This window comes from Paenibacillus sp. FW507-14B1B (assembly GCF_058781425.1).
In genome coordinates, this window is record NZ_JBYSWS010000001.1 from 1,083,502 (window position 1) to 1,101,046 (window position 17,545).

20 protein-coding genes are annotated in these 17,545 nt (G+C 43.3%); 3 read left to right on the plus strand and 17 right to left on the minus strand.

Annotated features, from left to right (window positions below; translation table 11 throughout):
• Window positions 1-158: 158 nt before the first annotated feature.
• The 14 genes from sigF to AC3WJJ_RS05235 all read right to left on the minus strand — a co-directional run bounded on the left by sigF (window position 159) and on the right by AC3WJJ_RS05235 (window position 12,275).
• Window positions 159-914, minus strand: a complete 756-nt coding sequence (gene sigF, locus AC3WJJ_RS05170; RefSeq protein WP_422660748.1) for an RNA polymerase sporulation sigma factor SigF — start codon at window positions 912-914, stop codon at window positions 159-161.
• 11 nt (window positions 915-925) lie between these two features.
• On the minus strand, window positions 926-1,384 hold the full coding sequence (gene spoIIAB / locus AC3WJJ_RS05175) for an anti-sigma F factor (protein WP_422660747.1): 459 nt from the start codon (window positions 1,382-1,384) through the stop codon (window positions 926-928).
• Window positions 1,381-1,734, minus strand: coding sequence for an anti-sigma F factor antagonist (gene spoIIAA / locus AC3WJJ_RS05180; RefSeq protein ID WP_492538576.1), 354 nt, complete (start codon window positions 1,732-1,734; stop codon window positions 1,381-1,383). Before spoIIAA ends, spoIIAB begins: the two co-directional genes overlap by 4 nt.
• A 90-nt stretch (window positions 1,735-1,824) precedes the next feature.
• The gene (locus AC3WJJ_RS05185) at window positions 1,825-3,006 is read right to left on the minus strand and encodes a D-alanyl-D-alanine carboxypeptidase family protein (RefSeq protein ID WP_492538577.1); all 1,182 of its coding nucleotides are present in this window, start codon (window positions 3,004-3,006) and stop codon (window positions 1,825-1,827) included.
• 142 nt (window positions 3,007-3,148) lie between these two features.
• Complete coding sequence (locus AC3WJJ_RS05190; RefSeq protein WP_492538578.1) at window positions 3,149-4,933, minus strand: hypothetical protein; 1,785 nt, start codon at window positions 4,931-4,933, stop codon at window positions 3,149-3,151.
• Between the two features lie 322 nt (window positions 4,934-5,255).
• Complete coding sequence (locus AC3WJJ_RS05195) at window positions 5,256-5,543, minus strand: alpha/beta-type small acid-soluble spore protein (RefSeq protein ID WP_492538580.1); 288 nt, start codon at window positions 5,541-5,543, stop codon at window positions 5,256-5,258.
• 83 nt (window positions 5,544-5,626) lie between these two features.
• Window positions 5,627-6,451, minus strand: coding sequence for a purine-nucleoside phosphorylase (locus tag AC3WJJ_RS05200; RefSeq protein ID WP_492538582.1), 825 nt, complete (start codon window positions 6,449-6,451; stop codon window positions 5,627-5,629).
• A 24-nt stretch (window positions 6,452-6,475) separates the two neighbouring features.
• Window positions 6,476-7,669 (minus strand): phosphopentomutase, encoded by a 1,194-nt coding sequence (gene deoB, locus AC3WJJ_RS05205; protein ID WP_492538584.1) that lies wholly within the window; start codon window positions 7,667-7,669, stop codon window positions 6,476-6,478.
• A gap of 82 nt (window positions 7,670-7,751) precedes the next feature.
• The gene (xerD, locus tag AC3WJJ_RS05210; RefSeq protein WP_492538586.1) at window positions 7,752-8,645 is read right to left on the minus strand and encodes a site-specific tyrosine recombinase XerD; all 894 of its coding nucleotides are present in this window, start codon (window positions 8,643-8,645) and stop codon (window positions 7,752-7,754) included.
• 46 nt (window positions 8,646-8,691) lie between these two features.
• Window positions 8,692-8,925 carry a DUF4227 family protein gene (locus tag AC3WJJ_RS05215; protein WP_422660739.1) on the minus strand — a complete coding sequence of 78 codons (234 nt, stop codon included), beginning with the start codon at window positions 8,923-8,925 and terminating at the stop codon, window positions 8,692-8,694.
• A gap of 265 nt (window positions 8,926-9,190) precedes the next feature.
• Complete coding sequence (gene fur / locus AC3WJJ_RS05220; RefSeq protein WP_492538589.1) at window positions 9,191-9,655, minus strand: ferric iron uptake transcriptional regulator; 465 nt, start codon at window positions 9,653-9,655, stop codon at window positions 9,191-9,193.
• A 95-nt stretch (window positions 9,656-9,750) separates the two neighbouring features.
• Entirely contained in the window at window positions 9,751-10,389 is a 639-nt protein-coding gene (gene spoIIM / locus AC3WJJ_RS05225) for a stage II sporulation protein M (RefSeq protein WP_492538591.1), read from the minus strand.
• A 61-nt stretch (window positions 10,390-10,450) separates the two neighbouring features.
• The gene (locus tag AC3WJJ_RS05230) at window positions 10,451-11,692 is read right to left on the minus strand and encodes an endonuclease Q family protein (protein WP_492538593.1); all 1,242 of its coding nucleotides are present in this window, start codon (window positions 11,690-11,692) and stop codon (window positions 10,451-10,453) included.
• A gap of 1 nt (window position 11,693) precedes the next feature.
• Window positions 11,694-12,275 (minus strand): NUDIX domain-containing protein, encoded by a 582-nt coding sequence (locus AC3WJJ_RS05235; protein WP_492538595.1) that lies wholly within the window; start codon window positions 12,273-12,275, stop codon window positions 11,694-11,696.
• Window positions 12,276-12,369: 94 nt separating this feature from the next.
• Between AC3WJJ_RS05235 and mciZ the strand changes: the two genes are divergently transcribed.
• Window positions 12,370-12,504: a Z-ring formation inhibitor MciZ gene (gene mciZ, locus AC3WJJ_RS05240; protein ID WP_422660734.1), complete on the plus strand. Its 135-nt coding sequence runs from the start codon at window positions 12,370-12,372 to the stop codon at window positions 12,502-12,504.
• A 121-nt stretch (window positions 12,505-12,625) separates the two neighbouring features.
• Window positions 12,626-13,834 carry a tetratricopeptide repeat protein gene (locus tag AC3WJJ_RS05245; protein WP_492538597.1) on the plus strand — a complete coding sequence of 403 codons (1,209 nt, stop codon included), beginning with the start codon at window positions 12,626-12,628 and terminating at the stop codon, window positions 13,832-13,834.
• Window positions 13,835-13,984: 150 nt separating this feature from the next.
• On the opposite strand, the gene AC3WJJ_RS05250 is transcribed toward AC3WJJ_RS05245, so the two are convergent.
• A complete protein-coding gene (locus tag AC3WJJ_RS05250; RefSeq protein WP_492538599.1) occupies window positions 13,985-15,121 on the minus strand; it encodes a tripeptidase T in 1,137 nt (378 codons plus the stop codon).
• A gap of 109 nt (window positions 15,122-15,230) precedes the next feature.
• Here AC3WJJ_RS05250 and prli42 point away from each other — a divergent pair, with 109 nt between their 5' ends.
• On the plus strand, window positions 15,231-15,332 hold the full coding sequence (gene prli42, locus AC3WJJ_RS05255) for a stressosome-associated protein Prli42 (RefSeq protein WP_156337212.1): 102 nt from the start codon (window positions 15,231-15,233) through the stop codon (window positions 15,330-15,332).
• Window positions 15,333-15,351: 19 nt separating this feature from the next.
• Here prli42 and lipB read toward each other — a convergent pair whose 3' ends face one another.
• Entirely contained in the window at window positions 15,352-16,044 is a 693-nt protein-coding gene (lipB, locus tag AC3WJJ_RS05260; protein ID WP_492538602.1) for a lipoyl(octanoyl) transferase LipB, read from the minus strand.
• Window positions 16,045-16,139: 95 nt separating this feature from the next.
• Window positions 16,140-17,528 (minus strand): dihydrolipoamide acetyltransferase family protein, encoded by a 1,389-nt coding sequence (locus tag AC3WJJ_RS05265; RefSeq protein ID WP_492538604.1) that lies wholly within the window; start codon window positions 17,526-17,528, stop codon window positions 16,140-16,142.
• Window positions 17,529-17,545 lie beyond the last annotated feature (17 nt).

The following is a 17,545-nucleotide window of genomic DNA, read 5'->3' on the forward strand; positions in this document are numbered from 1 at the left end:
TTACCGTTAGTATGGGAAATAAAAGCTCTCCTTACTCTTATTTACCTTTCCATATGCAGGGAGTAGTTATTACAATCTCTCTTTAGATCCGAATTCAAGCAATGCAAAAACGCCGTCCCTAAAGGGACGACGTTTTAGACGATTCGGTAAAGATTGTGCTACTGCGCAATCTGATTACGAATGCTTTGAAGTATTTTTTTCTCCAATCTGGAAACCTGAACCTGTGATATGCCGAGACGACTTGCTACCTCAGACTGGGTCTGGTCTCGATAATAACGTAAGTATACGATGAGTCGTTCACGTTCAGACAAGCCACCGATAGCTTCATTCAGAGCCAGCTTATCAAACCATCGTTCTTGTGACTCATCAGCTATCTGATCCATCAAAGTGATCGGATCTCCATCGTTCTCAAATACCGTTTCATGAATGGAAGTTGGAGGTTTATTCGCTTCTTGGGCAAATACCACTTCTTCGGGGGTTACTCCTAGCTGTTCAGCAACTTCCTTAATCGTTGGTAAACGGTCAAGCGTCTTGGATAGCTCGTCCCGTTTTTTCCTTACTTTGTTAGCCATTTCTTTCAAAGAACGGCTTACCTTAAGTGTTCCATCATCTCTTAAAAAACGCTGAATTTCCCCAATAATCATCGGTACGGCATACGTCGAGAACTTCACGTCATAACTGAGATCGAATTTGTCTACGGATTTCAGAAGACCGATACAACCGATCTGAAATAAATCCTCCGGCTCGTACCCCCGGTTCATGAACCGCTGCACAACCGACCAGACAAGACGAATATTACAGTTAACGAGCGTATCCCGGGCAACTGTGTCTCCGCTTTGGCTAAGTGCTATTAAACGTTTAACCTCCGCGTCGTCCAAATAAGTCTGCGAAGTCTTCTTCACATCGGCATCCATTTGTCCAACCCCTAATTATATAAAGCTTTCTTGGATTCGATCCTTTTTTTCATTTTGATCGATGTGCCGGTTCCCGGCTCACTAATGACATCAAATTCGTCCATAAAGTTCTCCATAATCGTAAATCCCATTCCGGAGCGTTCAAGCTCAGGCTTTGATGTGTAGAGCGGCTGTTTGGCCATTTCCAGATCCTCAATGCCGTGTCCATTGTCTTGAATGACAAGAGAAATCATATCACCGTCAATCTCAGCCTCAATCTTTACTACACCATCCGGATTACTATCATAACCATGAATAATGCAGTTAGTAACTGCTTCTGAGACAACAGTCTTCAAATCACTGAGTTCATCCATCGTCGGATCAAGCTGAGATATAAACGCAGCCACAGCCACTCGGGCAAAGGATTCGTTCTCCGATCTTGCGGCAAACTCCAGAGTCATGAAATTATGCTGCGTTTTCCCTTCACTCATGACACAACCTCCAAACCCGAGAGTGCAGTACCCTCGTTCTCATAAATGGGCATGATTTTAAACAACCCTGACATTTCTAACAAACGATACACAGGTGGGTTAACATCACATACAGCCATTTTCCCACCTTTTTGCTTGATGAACTTATACCGCCCGAGAATAACACCCAGCCCCGAACTGTCCATAAACTCAAGATCTTTAAGGCTGAGCACAAGATGCTCCGTCTGGCGACGCTGGATGGCTTCATCCAGCTGCATCCGGACGTGATCAGCCGTGTGATGATCCAGTTCCCCTGATAGTCTGACGATCAACACATGCCGCTGGTGCTCCATTTCAACATGCAGATTCATGTTTGCTCACTCTCCTCCCTACATGAACAAAGATTTCTACACCTGCGAAAGACATTCCTGCCCCCCGACAAAACTAGAAGAAAACTCCTATCAATCTACATGAAACAACTTTCCTGTCGTTCTTTTAAATAGTTTCCACCATCCTGCTTTCTTCACATCTGCAGGTGCTTTGAGATCAAATTCCTTCACCAGCAGATCTCCTTGATAAACGGACAGCTTACCTACGACCTGTCCAGCCGTTACAGGTGCCTTAATGCTCTTAGGAATGGTCACCTCATGACGTAAATCCGCCGTTTTTCCACCTTTTTTAACGAGAACACTGTAGTTCTCTTCGGCTTGAAGCTGCATTTGTGGCACAGTCCCTTTGGAGATCTGGATATTGCCTAACATTTCACCTTTTTTATAAATTGCATGCTTGCTGTATTGAGCAAAGCCGTAATCGAACATGCGAGAGATTTCATTGTTACGATTTTTCGTATCTGGGGCCCCAAGTACAACAGCTACCGTTCGAAGGCCGTCCCTAGTTGCCGTTGCAGAAAGACAGAATTTTGCTTCCGAAGTATAACCGGTCTTAAGTCCGTCTGCTCCAGGATAAAAGCGAACCAGCTTATTTGTATTTACCAACCAGAAGGGCTTCGGCGTCTCCTTACGTAGATAATCCTGATATGCTCCTGTATATTTCGTAATCTGTTCGTGCTTCAGCAGTTCACGGCTCATCAATGCAATGTCATGAGCTGTGCTGTAGTGGTTCTCAACCGGGAGTCCATTACAGTTAGCAAAATGAGTGTTCTTCATCCCAAGTTCGGCAGCTCTCTCATTCATCATCTTCACGAACTCTTCCTCAGAACCAGCCAGTTTCTCTGCCATGGCTACGGATGCATCGTTACCAGAGGCCATTGCGATGCCCTTGAGCATGTCATCGACCGTCATCTCTTCACCCGGTTCAAGGAATATTTGGGATCCTCCCATCGAAGCGGCACGATCACTAGTCCGCACCTTGTCCGTCATTTTCAGCCTGCCGTCCTCAATAGCCTCCATCGTAAGCAGCATCGTCATAATCTTCGTGATGCTGGCCGGAGGCAACTTATCATGGCTGTTTTTCTCATAAATGATAGTTCCGGTATCCGCATCCAGCAAAATTGCAGACCTAGCGCTTGGCGCAAGCTCACTATCAGATGCCCCGCTAGGTTTCTTCTCATCAGCATAGCCTGCTGACGCCAGTGAAAACACGATACTAAGTGATAGTATCCCGGCAATAAACGCCTTTTTCAACTCCGTCCCCTCCTGACAATCGTAATGACATATCCCGCTTCTCAATAAACGGGTCTGTTCCCATTGTTGTCAGGTTGGAAGTAAATTATTCCAGATTATAACGGATATCTCCTATACTTAATAAAAAAAAGAGATATTTAGATTAAGGCTTACCATTCTTCCAATATTCATATGCGTGTACTACATTTCCCGTATAAGAGGTAGATTCCTTCAGGATGTCTTGGAGCTTCGCAAGTTCACCCTCCATGTAAGCTGAACCTTCTTCATAAAACGTAATATGATTTCCTTCATGACTTTCTTTCATCTCCACAGAAATGATGAGTGGTTTATTCAATTCCTCTGCAAAAGCGATCTCTTCCTTTGTCACTTTAACAATCCCGTTGGAACCTTCCGCTGTATCTCTAAATGCCATGAGAGAGATGTGATCCATTTGATCAATCATCCATTTACTTAGAGACGTTTCGGTACCTGGAACGGTGTACTTATCGAGCCATACCGCCATATCCATACTTGCTTGCAGATTAGAATCTTTTTTAAGCTCTTGCACAAAAACCTCCATATTTGAGGTCCATTCTGAGATGACCCTTTGTGAATCCATTCTCCATTCTGGCAAAACATAAGGTTCAATATCCAAATGGATACCATGAAACCTTTCATTACCTTGAACCGATCTATTGTAGTCTTTCACATACTTTACAAGTCTTAACATCTTTGCACGATTCTCTTGAAGCGCCCATATCGGGTGTCCACCCATAGCATGAACTTCAACCCCTGATTCAGCTGCTTGCTTAACAAATGCACGGTACGCACTAAATGGTTGCTCTAAATCCAATCGAACATAAAGCCAATTTAAATTTTTCTCTTCGGCGAATTGGAGTATTTCTTCGCTGTTATTGATAACCTCTTTTGCTTCCCATATGTAAGTCCCTCTTACCATAGAATCACGTGCAACCGGATTAGCATCTGGGACACGTTCACCCGGATCTGGGTCAGGTTCAACAGGTGGAACCTCTTCCCCAGGGCCTGTATCTTCCCCATCCCCATTAGAGGGCATGTTCTGCCAGTGAAGTACATCATGCACTGCCAGACCTGCAAAAGAAGGGTGTGAACTCAGTGCCTCTGCTACATACTCAAGTGTCTGATCCATTCGTTCTTTGCCAGCTTCATAAAATGTTGTATGTTTCTCACCTGGCATTTCCATCGTATTTACACCAATAATAACTTGCTTTCCCAGACGATCTGCAAGTTCGAGTTCATGTTTCGATTGAGCAATGATTCCGTGATCGGTATCCGCTTGATTTCGATATGCAAGCACCGTTATATGGTCAAACGACCTGATCATCCACTCATTTAAATATTGTCCATCAGCCATTTGAATCGAATCAAACCAAAATGGGATATCGATCCCAAGCTCTAAATCTGACCCTGACACAATACTCAGGAAGACTTCAATGTTCTCCTTCCAAGATGAGATGATCTCTCCCTGCTCTGTTGCCCATCTGTTAAGGACATAAGGCTCTATATCAAGATGGATACCATCAAATCGCCCCTCAGATGATACACTAGCATTATAATCAACAACCCAGTTAGCAAGACCATACATATCCTCCTGATGTTCTCGTAAAGCCCAACGCGGGTCCCCCCCCAATGCGTGTACAGCCACTTGTGCATTATGAGCACGCTCAATAAATGTTTCGTATAGTTCCTTCGGTAACTTTCGATTGATTTGTAAATAAATCAGATTAATGCCTTCTTCACGAGCGAAATTAAGTATTTGTTCCCCACCATCCGATATTAATTCTGTTTGCCACAGCCATGTTGCCTTTTTCCCTGTCGATTCTCCATAAGCCGGAGACTGAAATCCTATTAAAAGCAAAGCAACCACAAACAACATTCCAGCATTCATTTTGTATGTTCTAGTAATCATAATCTCCCTCCATTCCCCAGTGAGGTTTTCGTATCCTCCTGTAGTAAACGGGGTTAATTATAGCATTGATAATCAAAAAAAAGATGAGCCCATATCCTTAAAGGACGGGCTCACTTGTATTTACAGATATTTGGGGTCTATCCAAAAGTACTACTCTTCATATGGTGATTATATCCATTTCTTATGAATAGAGAAATTATGGAAGTGCTTAGTGCCAACTGCTCAGGATAAAAGTTACGGAAAATGGCTGTCATATGGAGTAACCATTCTCTATTTGTTAATTTACATGTACTCGACTAGATACCCATTCAAATGAATCCAGTCATTTGTGGGTCTCACGGTCCACCAGCTCCTGCTGAGCAAGACGGATCATTTCACGGACCATGGAACCGCCGATTCTCCCACCGATCTGGCCTACTTCTTCTGTTGTCAGATCACCATTTGCACCGGGCTTTAGAGGTATTCCAAGTTCTTTGGCTACCTCATACTTTACATCATCAGGATGTCCTGGGTCCGTCACATAGCCCTCATGTTTCATAACTTCTGCTTTAAAGGCTCCCATCTGCTTAGCTGCCCCGGGCACCACATATCTTCTATTTCTTCTTGCCATTAGCTTCACTCCCAAGTTGTTTACAACTAGCATGCCCGGAAGTGACCTCATCCATCAATACCTCAATCGTGATCTTATGATCTTTACATACCTGGAATAATGGCCATCACAAGACCCAGGAACTTCTCCCGCACTTTCTCAGCCGTTTCCATCACCTCATCATGAGACAAAGGTTGGTCTAGTATACCTGCTGCCATATTACTAATGCAGGATATACCAAGCACTTCCAATCCCGAATGACGCGCAACGATGACTTCTGATACCGTGGACATTCCAACTGCATCTGCACCAATAGTACGCAGCATTACAATTTCAGCAGGCGTTTCATATGTAGGACCGAGTAAACCTGCGTACACACCTTGCTGAAGAGTGATGCCTTGGCTCTCTGCAGTATCCAAAGCCAGTTTGCGCAGCCGACGGCTATAAGCTTCTGACATATCCGGGAAACGTACACCTAGCGCCGGATCATTCGGTCCAATTAGAGGGTTTTGCCCCGTCATATTAAGGTGATCTGTGATGAGCATCAAGTCACCTGGTTCGAAATCTGTATTGACTCCACCTGCTGCATTCGTAACTAGCAGACTTTTGACACCAAGTTGTTTCATCACTCGCACTGGAAATGCAGTCAACTCCGGACCGTATCCTTCGTACATATGGAAGCGCCCTTTCATGAGAACAACAGGACGGCCCTTGATATTCCCAAGTAACAATTCTCCCTCATGACCTTCTACCGTTGAAACTGGAAAATGTGGAATATCCGTATATGGAATAGAAACGGCATCTTCCATGAGTTCAGCTAATACCCCAAGCCCAGAACCTAGAATAAGTCCAACCTCTGGCTTCACACCGCCTTTTCCACGAATAAAAGCTGCTGCTTCTTCAATAATCCCCTGATTTAATGTACTCATTCAAGCACCTCTCCCAATTCATCATTATTTAAGTTGTGATAAAAAGCTTTTGCCGTATTCCGGCGGTTTCGACCCGAAATTGTCTGCAATGGTTGCACCAACATCTGAAAAGGTCGTCCGCACTCCTAGGCTTCCTGGGGCTTTAAGACCCGGACTATAAGCAAGTAAAGGCACAAACTCCCGAGTATGATCCGTGCCTTTATGTGTCGGATCATTACCATGGTCTGCTGAAATTATAAGCAAGTCGTTCTCATTCAATCGCTCCATGATATCCGGAAGTGCTTGATCAAAGACTTTTAATGCCTGTCCATATCCCATCGGATCACGCCGATGTCCATAGAGCGAATCAAACTCAACCAGATTTGCAAACAGCAAGCCTTTAAAATCTTGACTTAGTTCTGCAAGCGTTACTTCAATACCATGTTCATTACTTTTGGTCGGATACGATTTCGTAATGCCTTCTCCTGTAAATATATCATTCACCTTACCAATGGATATCACATCCAACCCATGATGCTCAAGTGCATTCATCACGCTTGGCTCTGGAGGTTTCACAGCGTAATCACGACGATTCGATGTGCGAATATACTTCCCAGGTTGTCCAATATAAGGACGGGCAATGACTCTCCCAACAGAGAATTCAGGCTGTAGCGTAAGCCGGCGCGCGATTTCACAAGCTGCGTAAAGCTCATCGAGTGGTATTACCTCTTCATGAGCTGCAATTTGAAACACGCTATCAGCAGAGGTATATACAATCCATGCTCCAGTCTTCTTCTGTTCTTCCCCAAGCTCTTCAATGATCTCTGTTCCAGAGGCGGGTTTATTCCCAATGACTCTACGTCCAGTCTGTTGTTCAAACTGAGCTATAAGTGCAGATGGAAAGCCTTGCGGATACGAATTAAAAGGTGAATTGATCCTCAGACCCATCAATTCCCAGTGGCCCGTCATCGTATCCTTACCTACGGACTGCTCTTGCATTTTACCATAATAAGCTAGTGGTGCGTCCATAGGAGCAACAGACGGTAAAGAAGTGATGTTACCTAGACCAAGCTTCTGAAGATTTGATAAAGTCAAATCAGGATTATGTTCCAAAATATGCCCAAGGGTATGAGCCCCAATATCTCCGAATTTTGCAGCATCCGGTGCTTCTCCGATCCCCACACTGTCAAGTACAATAAAACAGATTCGCTCGAAACGATGTTTGGTGTTGTCTGACATGTTGATCACTCCTTGATTATTGGTAGGAACTCATCTAGTTTTGATTCTAGGACTACCATTACGACGGAAACTTATATATTCATTAATTTCCTGCTCGTGGATGGTGAGATTCATATACTTCTTTCATACTTTTCCTCGGCGTCTGGTACATCTGTGTTGTAGAAATGTCAGAGTGTCCAAGCATTTCTTGTACGGAACGAAGATCCGCACCATTATCAAGCATGTGGATAGCAAAGGAATGTCGAAGGGTATGCGGTGTAATATCTTCTGTAATCCCTGCTTCTCTACCATATTTCTTAATGATCTTCCAAAAACCTTGACGGGTTAGCGTAGTTCCTAATGAATTCAGAAATAGTCCCTCTTCTTCTTCATCTTTCTTTAGTAGCTTCTGCCTCATCCCGTTTACATACCATTCCACACTTTGTGCAGCAAGTGGACTAATAGGCAAGATTCGCTCTCTACCCGAGCTTCCGGTGCATCGTACAAACTTCATGTCTGTATTCACATCATTTACACCCAGATTCACCAGTTCTGAGACACGAATACCTGCCGCATACAGCAGCTCCAGCATTGCTTTATCTCTAGCTCCTTGAGGAGTAGACCCATCTGGTGCATTCAACAACTTGTCTACTTGATCAATAGAAAGTCCTTTAGGAACCTTACGCTCCGGCTTCGGGGCTTCAAGATGAATTGAAGGATCTTGCACAATAATAGAACGACGCATCAAATATTGAAAAAAAGATCGTATGGAAACGGTGCATCGCATCATCGTGGACGGAGCTCTACCTCGTTGCCTCAGATTTCCAAGGTATAAACTAAGAAGCGTACGATTCACATCCGCCGCTTCAATCACACCACGCTGCTCGGCAAACTCGATCAACAACGCGATATCTTTGCGATAAGACTCTGTAGTACTGCGTGACAACCCTCTCTCCTCCGTTAAGAAAGAGATATAATCGTCCAAATACTGCTTCATGAGATTTTCTGCTCCTTATCACTGCTTTTCCATCCTCAGCAGACATTTATTCACCATACCAATAGTATAAGCGAAGTCTGTCTCGAGGTGTTACCCAAGTGTCCATTGAATTTTCAGGTTGAAAAGCCTTTACAGCATGCCCCACTGGCACTCGATATGGATCATGCGGCATCACCCATTCATTAACGAGAGCAAGAGTATAGTAAAAAAACAATGTCAGAACACTAAACATAAGGATAAACCTTATAAAAGCTCCAACTCTTCTTATAGAAATAATCATAAGCAAGGCGCCTCTCTTTCATGAGATAACTTGAAAAAGTTCTGTCACCCAAGCCTATGAGCTTATTCCATGTATTATGACGCCCGTGAAAAAGCTGATCACATGAATTAACTCTGAAAATGTATAAATGTTATATAGCTGCTGTATAGAAACAGTAAACCAATCCTATGTAACTGAACCTTCAAAGTTGAAAAAACCCTCCCGGAGACTTGTATCTCCGTAAGAGGGCTACCTGCGTAATCAAACACAGATTATTGCTATTGCTTTAAGTTTCGTTATTATCTTGCTTTCCCTTTTCTTTGCACCGATAACAGATGCCATGGAAATCAAGACGATGGTCATGAACCGTGAAATTAAATTCCCTCTCAAGCCGCTCTTCGAGTGGTCCGAGCCAGTCTTCACGTATCTCATCCATGCTTCCGCATTGGGTACATATTAAGTGATGATGATGGTGCTTAGACGTATCTGTCCGCAAATCATAACGGGCAACGCCGTCGCCGAAGTTAATCTTCTCCACCACATGCAGCTCGCTCAGAAGCTCGAGGGTACGGTATACGGTTGCCAGACCGATCTCGGGAGCTTTTTCTTTAACGAGCATAAAAACATCCTCTGCGCTGAGATGATCATCCTCATTCTCTAACAATACGCTGACGGTGGCTTCCCTTTGGGGCGTTAATTTATAGCCTTGGGATTGTAACTGCTGTTTGATTTTGTCGATCCGTGCTTCCATCGTTTCCCTCCCCCTTGGAAATCACTGCACGTAATTGTTCACTTCTTTCATTATAGGGGGACTTTGCAAACAAAGTCAAACGGTTTTGCTACATCCTACAAGCCGCTTGCAGGAAGTAACATAGGCGCTACCCAACGCATCATACTTGGAGTAATCCATGTTTCAAATGAAGAAATGCCCAACATGAGCATAACCATGACAAAAGTTAATCCGACATAGGATACAAATGGTTTTGTCACACTTCCCGCACGCTGTGCTAGAAGTCGATTTCGGATGATATATAAAGAAAAGGTTATTGCTGCTACACTACTCATCATTAATACGGGAATGATAAGCATATTCTGTGGTGCAATTGAAACTAAAGCAAACAGCAATCCTTTCCAAGAATATTGACCTACAAGGTACCCTACTGTAAAACCAACCAATACCCCTTTGAGAAAATCCAGAATTAGTATTCCCGGAAGACCGATGACAGATAACCCCAAAATCCAGATTAAACCGATCCATTTCAGGTGAAGTGCTGCGATACTACCAAAAGAAGGTGCGCTTTGGCCTTCAGCCCCTTCATGCATTGTCAGAAAAAAATGATCTAAATAGCTGGCAAGATCCTGTTGCTGCTCTAGTGACAATGCATTAACCATTAAAGCTCCAAAAAGAACTCCAACTAAAAAAAGAACGGCAACAAAAACATATAGTGGCATCTGTTCCTTAAAACTTTGCCTTAATGAATGCATGAAATAGAGTCTCCTTTCCTGTCCCTATTTCTACACTATGTGAGTTTGATACCGTCTATGACTATCGAATAGATTTCATAGTTTTCGAATCCCGAACAACTTTTCCATAGCTTCCTCCGCCTCCAGATGAAAGTTCGAGGATTCCATTTCTCGCCTCAACAATACGATTAGCAATTCCCTCACCCACAACGGAAGCAAGATCAGCAGCAGATGTTCGATGTAGAATTGCCATTTCTGTACCGAACGCAGCAAGTAACTTGGACATCACTGCTTTACCTAGACCCGGAATAAACTCTAGCGGTACCTGGTAGTGGTAAGAAGGCCGGTGAGGAGGATAGTAAGGCTCTTCTCTATCTGCAATAGACATGATCCGGTCGAAGACCCCTTGTACCGTCTTTAAACTTCCACAGAGCGGACATCTATCCTTCGAAGATACAATCATCACTTCATCCAAAATGCTATTACAGTTTGAACAGTACGTTCGGTGGTATTTTCCAAGACGCGGGTTAAGTCCATAGTTCGCTGCAATATACCTTCCATCCTGGCGTGCAAGTGCTTTTCTAAACTCATCAAAAGAGGGGGAAGCCATCTGGATCGAATTGTATTCCCGCCCGATTTTACCAAGAGAGTGAGCGTCTGAGTTCGTTAGAAACGAATAGTTATCCATCTCAGAAATATAACCTGCCATGCTTGAATCGGCACTAAGTCCAAGCTCGATAGCAGCAATCCCATTTAAATCGAAGACCTCAGACATTCGATCTGCCATACTGCCATAAAGACCTTTGTGTGGGGTGAATACGTGTGCTGGAATGAGAATACCATCCCGTACCAATATTTCCTGTTGTAACTCTCTTGGCTCCACGTATATTCGCTGGGAGCTAAGTTGGACATTTTTCATGTAACGTGACATCCACTTCGTGAAATCTTGAATGGTATCCAAGTCTCTGAAGAATGCCAATACATGAGCTGCCCCTTTCCCTGTACCCCTAATCTCTATTTCACTGCCCAGCAAAATAACCGTATTCTGATAAGCGATTCCTCCGCCACCAAGTTCCTTCATTAAACCCTCATCAAGACATGCACGTATATCATCTTGTACCGATGGAGAATGGCAATCTATAATTCCAATCATTTCTATTCCCTTGCGTTCTGCTGCTTCCTTAGCTATGTTCTCAAAGGTCAAGTTTTTGCTCCCGCTGATCTTTACAGCTTGGCCGCTTTCTGTCCGTCCGATATGAATGTGCATATCACAGTAATACTCTCGCAAGTCCGCGGTTACTTCCTGATGAGACGTATTATCCATATTAGATAACTCCTGTAAGCTTGTACATATTCCACGCATAAACAGCCATGATTGTCTTCGCATCACTGATGCGTTCTTCTTTTATAAGTTGATATGCTTCTTCCAACGTGATTTCTGACATTTCAAGAAATTCATCCTCATCCGGATTCATCTCCCCTAACTCCAAATCCTCGGCCAAGTAGAGGTGGATGATCTCATCTGCAAACCCAGGCGAAGTATAGAAAGAATGTAGTTTTCGAATCTTACCACAAGTATATCCCGTTTCTTCCTGCAGCTCACGTTTAGCAGCTTCCAGAGGATCTTCCCCACGTTCTAATTTCCCAGCAGGAATCTCCACTTCACAACGCCCTAAAGGTTGTCTGTACTGATCCACGACCAGCATTTTATCACCGTGCAGCGCAAGAACTGCTACAGCTCCCGGATGCCGAACCACTTCTCTTGTTGCTTGGTTGCCATCAGGAAGTGTCACTGTATCAACTTGTAAAGAGATAATCTTCCCTTCAAAAATCTGCTCTGTAGATACCGTTGTCTCTTCTAAAGATTTATTAATTGAATGGAGCTCTTTATTCCCAAGATCACTCATATTATGGCCTCCTTTGTTTAAAAACGGCATGTCTGTCCATGCTAGTGCATAAGGTGTATTATATCAAACTTCATGTGAGAGAAGGTATGTGACAATGAAAAGCTATCAAGGTACAAAATCCATACATATGGTTGGACAAGCTTGGCAGATTAAAGTCATGTTGAAACAATGGCAAAAGCAGTGGGGGCCAGAAGTCACGATTGCTGAACTTCTTCAATCCAATAAATAATGCAAAAAACGAGCAACAAACTAGGTCTTTAGACTCAAAATTCGACTTTTTTCTATTTTTTTCGTATAAGAACCATGACTAATATGCCTGTTTATGTGTTCTATTATTGGGAGGTTTCGAAATGCGACATCTAATAAATAGAGAACCCGAACATCATACAGAACCACCATCAGAAGATTATGAGCTTGGGAAATGGCACGAGTCTCGTGGTCACTTTGAAGAAGCGTTGAAGTACTTCAAACAAGGAGCAATTAATGCCATCCAAGTAAATCCTTCATCACCAACCGAAAAGAACGGCTCCGCATTAAGTTGGATTGAATACGGGCGTCTAAGCGCCAGAATGAATAAATGCGATGAAGCCACAACTTCTTTTAGACAAGCACTATGCTTCGGTGTACCTTACACTTCTTCGTCATTAAGAGAATGGGCTATTATGCTCCACAAACAAGGGATCAATGATGAGGACATACTCACACGTCTCCTTGCTGAATTATCAACACATTCCATTCCACCTTCAGAGCTTGGGAATGCACTGACAGAAATCGGAGCCTACAAAGAGGCTGTACACTGCTTTAACATGGCCGAATACAATGACACTGAATCAGGCATCAAACATGCCCGCTGTCTGATTAACGATGGTCGTCTCAATGAAGCATTAACATTATTGACTCGTCTACAGTATGAGTGTACGATTCTTCATTGGCCCTCAGAAGGGGATCGCTGTTTTATTAACCATACTATTTTTCTGTGCAACTGGAGACTAAGTGGTACACTCCCCTATTTACCTCCATCTGATTCAGAACGCATTCAGATAGCCAAGGCTGCATTATCAGTAGGAATGGTAACAGAAGCAGATTATATGCTATCCATGGAAGGTGATCTCGAGAAACACAACCTCATCTGTATGTTATATACAGAAGGTTACATCGATCTCGTTGATTCACTTCTGAAGCAAATAGTTGAACTACCAAGGATTAACTCAACTTCATATAGTAATCAACTTCACTTTATCGCTGCTGAACGATTATATGATCAGAGGGAATATGATAAAGCTTCTGCGATATTTGAAAATTTACGATTATCTCAAGCCGAGCATACGAATGCGAGGTTTGGAGAAGCTGCCTGCTACTTACATTCAGCCCTCCTCTCCCTTTCATCACGAATGACTCGTATTGAAAGCACAAGAACAGTAAAAGAACAGTCATTGGAATACATGCATAGTATCAATGCTGCACTTCATATTGTTGAGAACACGAAGTGGCATACGAGCTGGACACCTGCCCAGAAGCGTAGAAAGTACGGTTTAGATCAATCATCCATACTTAACTAATATTCTCACTTCATTGACCCTATAAAAAGAACCTCTTAGATTTCGTTGGATAAACTGTACGTTTATTCCAATGTCCGTCCTAAGAGGTGCTTTTTTTGTTTATAAAGATCTATTAAAAGATTTACTAAAGATTTCGTACCGTAATGCTTGTTATTTTGAATCAACCTTAGCTGCTTCTTGGATAATGGCTACAACAACTTGAGCTGCTTTGACCAAATCTGAAGCTTTAATTCGCTCGTTTGTTGTATGAATTTCTTCATAGCCTACGGCAAGGTTTACCGTTGGAATACCTAAACCATTAAAAATATTAGCGTCGCTTCCTCCACCCGAAGGGAAGGTTCGGCTTGGCATACCTAAACCACCAATTGCCCGTTGTGCCAATTGAACAACTTCATCCTTCTCGTTGTAACTGAAAGCAGGATAGATGATCTCACTACGGAACTCACATTTTGCTCCAAAATCACGAACCGTAGTTTCCAGAGCTTCACGCATCTGATTAATCTGCTTCTCTACTTTTTCCTGTACAATACTTCTAGCTTCAGCATCAATCTGTACATAATCGCACACGATGTTTGTCGGGCCGCCACCTTGGAATTTTCCAATATTAGCCGTCGTTTCTTCGTCAATCCGACCTAAACTCATTTTCGCAATTGACTTAGCCGCGACTTGAATCGCACTGATTCCGTCTTCTGGATTCACTCCAGCATGGGCAGATTTGCCGTTAATGATCATCGTCACCTTGGCTTGAGTCGGCGCTGCTACAGCGATAGCCCCTACTTCCCCGTTCGAATCCAGTGCATATCCGAGATCTGCATCCAAGTGTTTAGGATCAAGTGCACGAGCACCTACAAGACCCGATTCTTCACCCGCAGTAATCACAAACTGGATCTTACCATGTGGGATATTATTCTCTTGAATGACACGTATTGCTTCTAGAAGGGCTGCAATCCCAGCTTTATCATCAGATCCTAGAATTGTCGTACCATCGCTACGAATCCATCCATCTTCACCAAGGATAGGCTTAATACCATTGCCTGGTGTAACAGTATCCATATGACATGTAAATAAAAGCTTAGCTGCTTCCTCAGCCTGTTCCGCATCCCAAGTAATAATCAAGTTGCCAGCCCCATGACCGGTCTTCTCCTTGGTATCGTCCTCGAATACGTTCAGTCCAAGACTAGCAAATTTCTCTTTCAACACAGCAGAAATCTGCTCTTCATGTCTAGTCTCGCTATCCACTTGAACCAATTCCATAAACTCATTTATAATACGGTCTTGTGAAATCATTGGACTTCCCTCTCCTTCTTAGATGAGTTACAATGTGCTTGTACGATTAATGTATAAAGGACTAAGTCCTTATGTACATCATTTAAACTTAAACCAAAGGAGTAACACAATGCAACGTAAAAAATGGTTTCGTATCGTTATTTATCTCATGCTCGCTGCTATGATCGGTTCCACTTTATTTATTGTCTTAGAGCCTTTACTCTTACGCTAAAACTTAACATATGGCCGAACTAGGCATCAGCTGCTTGCAGCTGTATCTCATAGGGAAAAACCCGGGTGAAATAGGGAATAATCCCCCGGGCAACTTCCTCTATTTGAAATTCCTTACCCGTACATTCCTCTAATGAAGTTACGCCATACTCTTGAATTCCACACGGAATAATGCCTGTAAACCCTTCCTTTTCGATACCGGCTTTTACATTCAGCGCAAATCCATGACTTGTTACGAATCCACGATGATGACGACATTTATTGAACTTCATACCAATCGCACATATTTTCTTATCCCCAACCCAAACCCCGGTATACTCCGGTTTGCGACCGGATTCAATGCCGAATTGGAGAAGATAATCAATAATGACCTGTTCCACATTTCTTAAGAACCCATGAAGATCCAGATTCTTACCACCATCCAGAAGGAGCAGTGGGTATCCTACCAATTGTCCAGGTCCATGATATGTAATATCTCCACCACGGTCAATTTCGAACAGGCCAATCCCCTTGGATTCTAACTGTTCGCGGCTGAGAAGGAGATGCTCTGGATGCCTCTGCGAGCCTATCGTATACGTTGGGGGATGCTGAAGGAGCATCAGACATTCATTACGCTCCCCCAGATCAATATTTTTCACCCGCTCTTTTTGTATATCCCAGGCTGTTCCATAATCAAGCAGTGGCGTATACGACACATCTAATGCTTTTATCATCTTACTACGCCTTCTTTCTTAGAATACCCTAAAAAGATCACTTTACTTAAGAATCCTTAGACGAGCGAGTGTATGCATTTCTTAGATGTTAGTCATTAATACAGCTTAGTATCAAGTGTGTATCCTTCCAAGTTATCCTTCACACGTTGCAAGAACCGACCACAAATGACCCCATCAAGAATTCTGTGATCCAATGAAAGACAAAGGTTAGCCATCGACCGAACCGCAATCATATCATTAATGACAACAGGTTTCTTCACAATGGATTCGAAAGTTAGAATAGCTGCTTGTGGATAATTAATGATTGGATACGACAAAATAGACCCGAATGAACCGGTATTATTCACAGTGAAGGTACCATCTTGTAAATCGTCAAACTTCAATTTACCTTCACGAGTTTTTCGAGCCAACTCATCAATTTCACGGGCTAAACCAGCAATGTTCTTCTGATCCGCTCGCTTAATTACCGGCGTAATGACCGAATCTTCGGTTCCAACGGCAAGAGAGATGTTAATGTCCCGTTTTACAACGATTTTGTCAACAGCCCAGAATGAATTGATGATCGGATAATCTTTGATTGCGTTCACTACCGCTTTTAACAGAAAAGCAAGATACGTTAGGTTTACACCTTCATTACGCTTGAACTCATCCTTCAATTTGTTCCGGATCAGCACAAGATTGGTCACATCAACCTCAATCATGGTCCACGCATGAGGAATTTCCGATACACTTTGACGCATATTGCGTGCAATCGTATTCCGAAGCGGAGTCACGTCAACAAAATAATCTGATCGACCATTTCCGGCTCCCTCTACTTCTATGGTAGGAATCTTCGGCATTTCTGTTAAATGGAGACCCGAGTGTCTAACATTCGGAATAGCCGTTCCTACAGGAGGACTTGGTTCAGCCTGAGGTGGACTTACCATTCCTATAAATGGCGAAGAAGATGATGTAGAGGACGCATTGTTTGATGTTGAAGGAACAGCAGTTGCTTCTGCTGCAGGTTTAGCTGTCCCTCCTTGCTCAATATACGAGAGAATATCTTTCCTAGTTATACGTCCACCCATCCCTGTTCCAACGACTTGGTTAAGATCAACTCCATGCTCCGCAGCAAGTGTTTGTACTGCAGGTGAATACCGACTGCGCATTGATTGATCCGTTGAAGGAGCCTGTTGACTGGACGTGGGCTCATGAACTACCTGAGCTGCCGTGTCAACAACTGTACCCCCTGAAGTAGAAGATATACGGCAGATGATTTCTCCTACAGCCACCGTCTGACCTTCCTCCGCTAAAATCTCTCCCATGAAGCCGTCCATCGTTGATGGTATTTCAGCGTTTACTTTATCGGTAATCACTTCACAAATAGGCTCATACTGCTCAATTTGATCTCCAGGTTGTTTTAACCATTTACCAATCGTAGCGGACACGAGTGATTCCGCCAGCTGCGGCATCGCCACATCGGTCATTTTCCCATTTTCAGACATGCTCACAACTCCTTGTA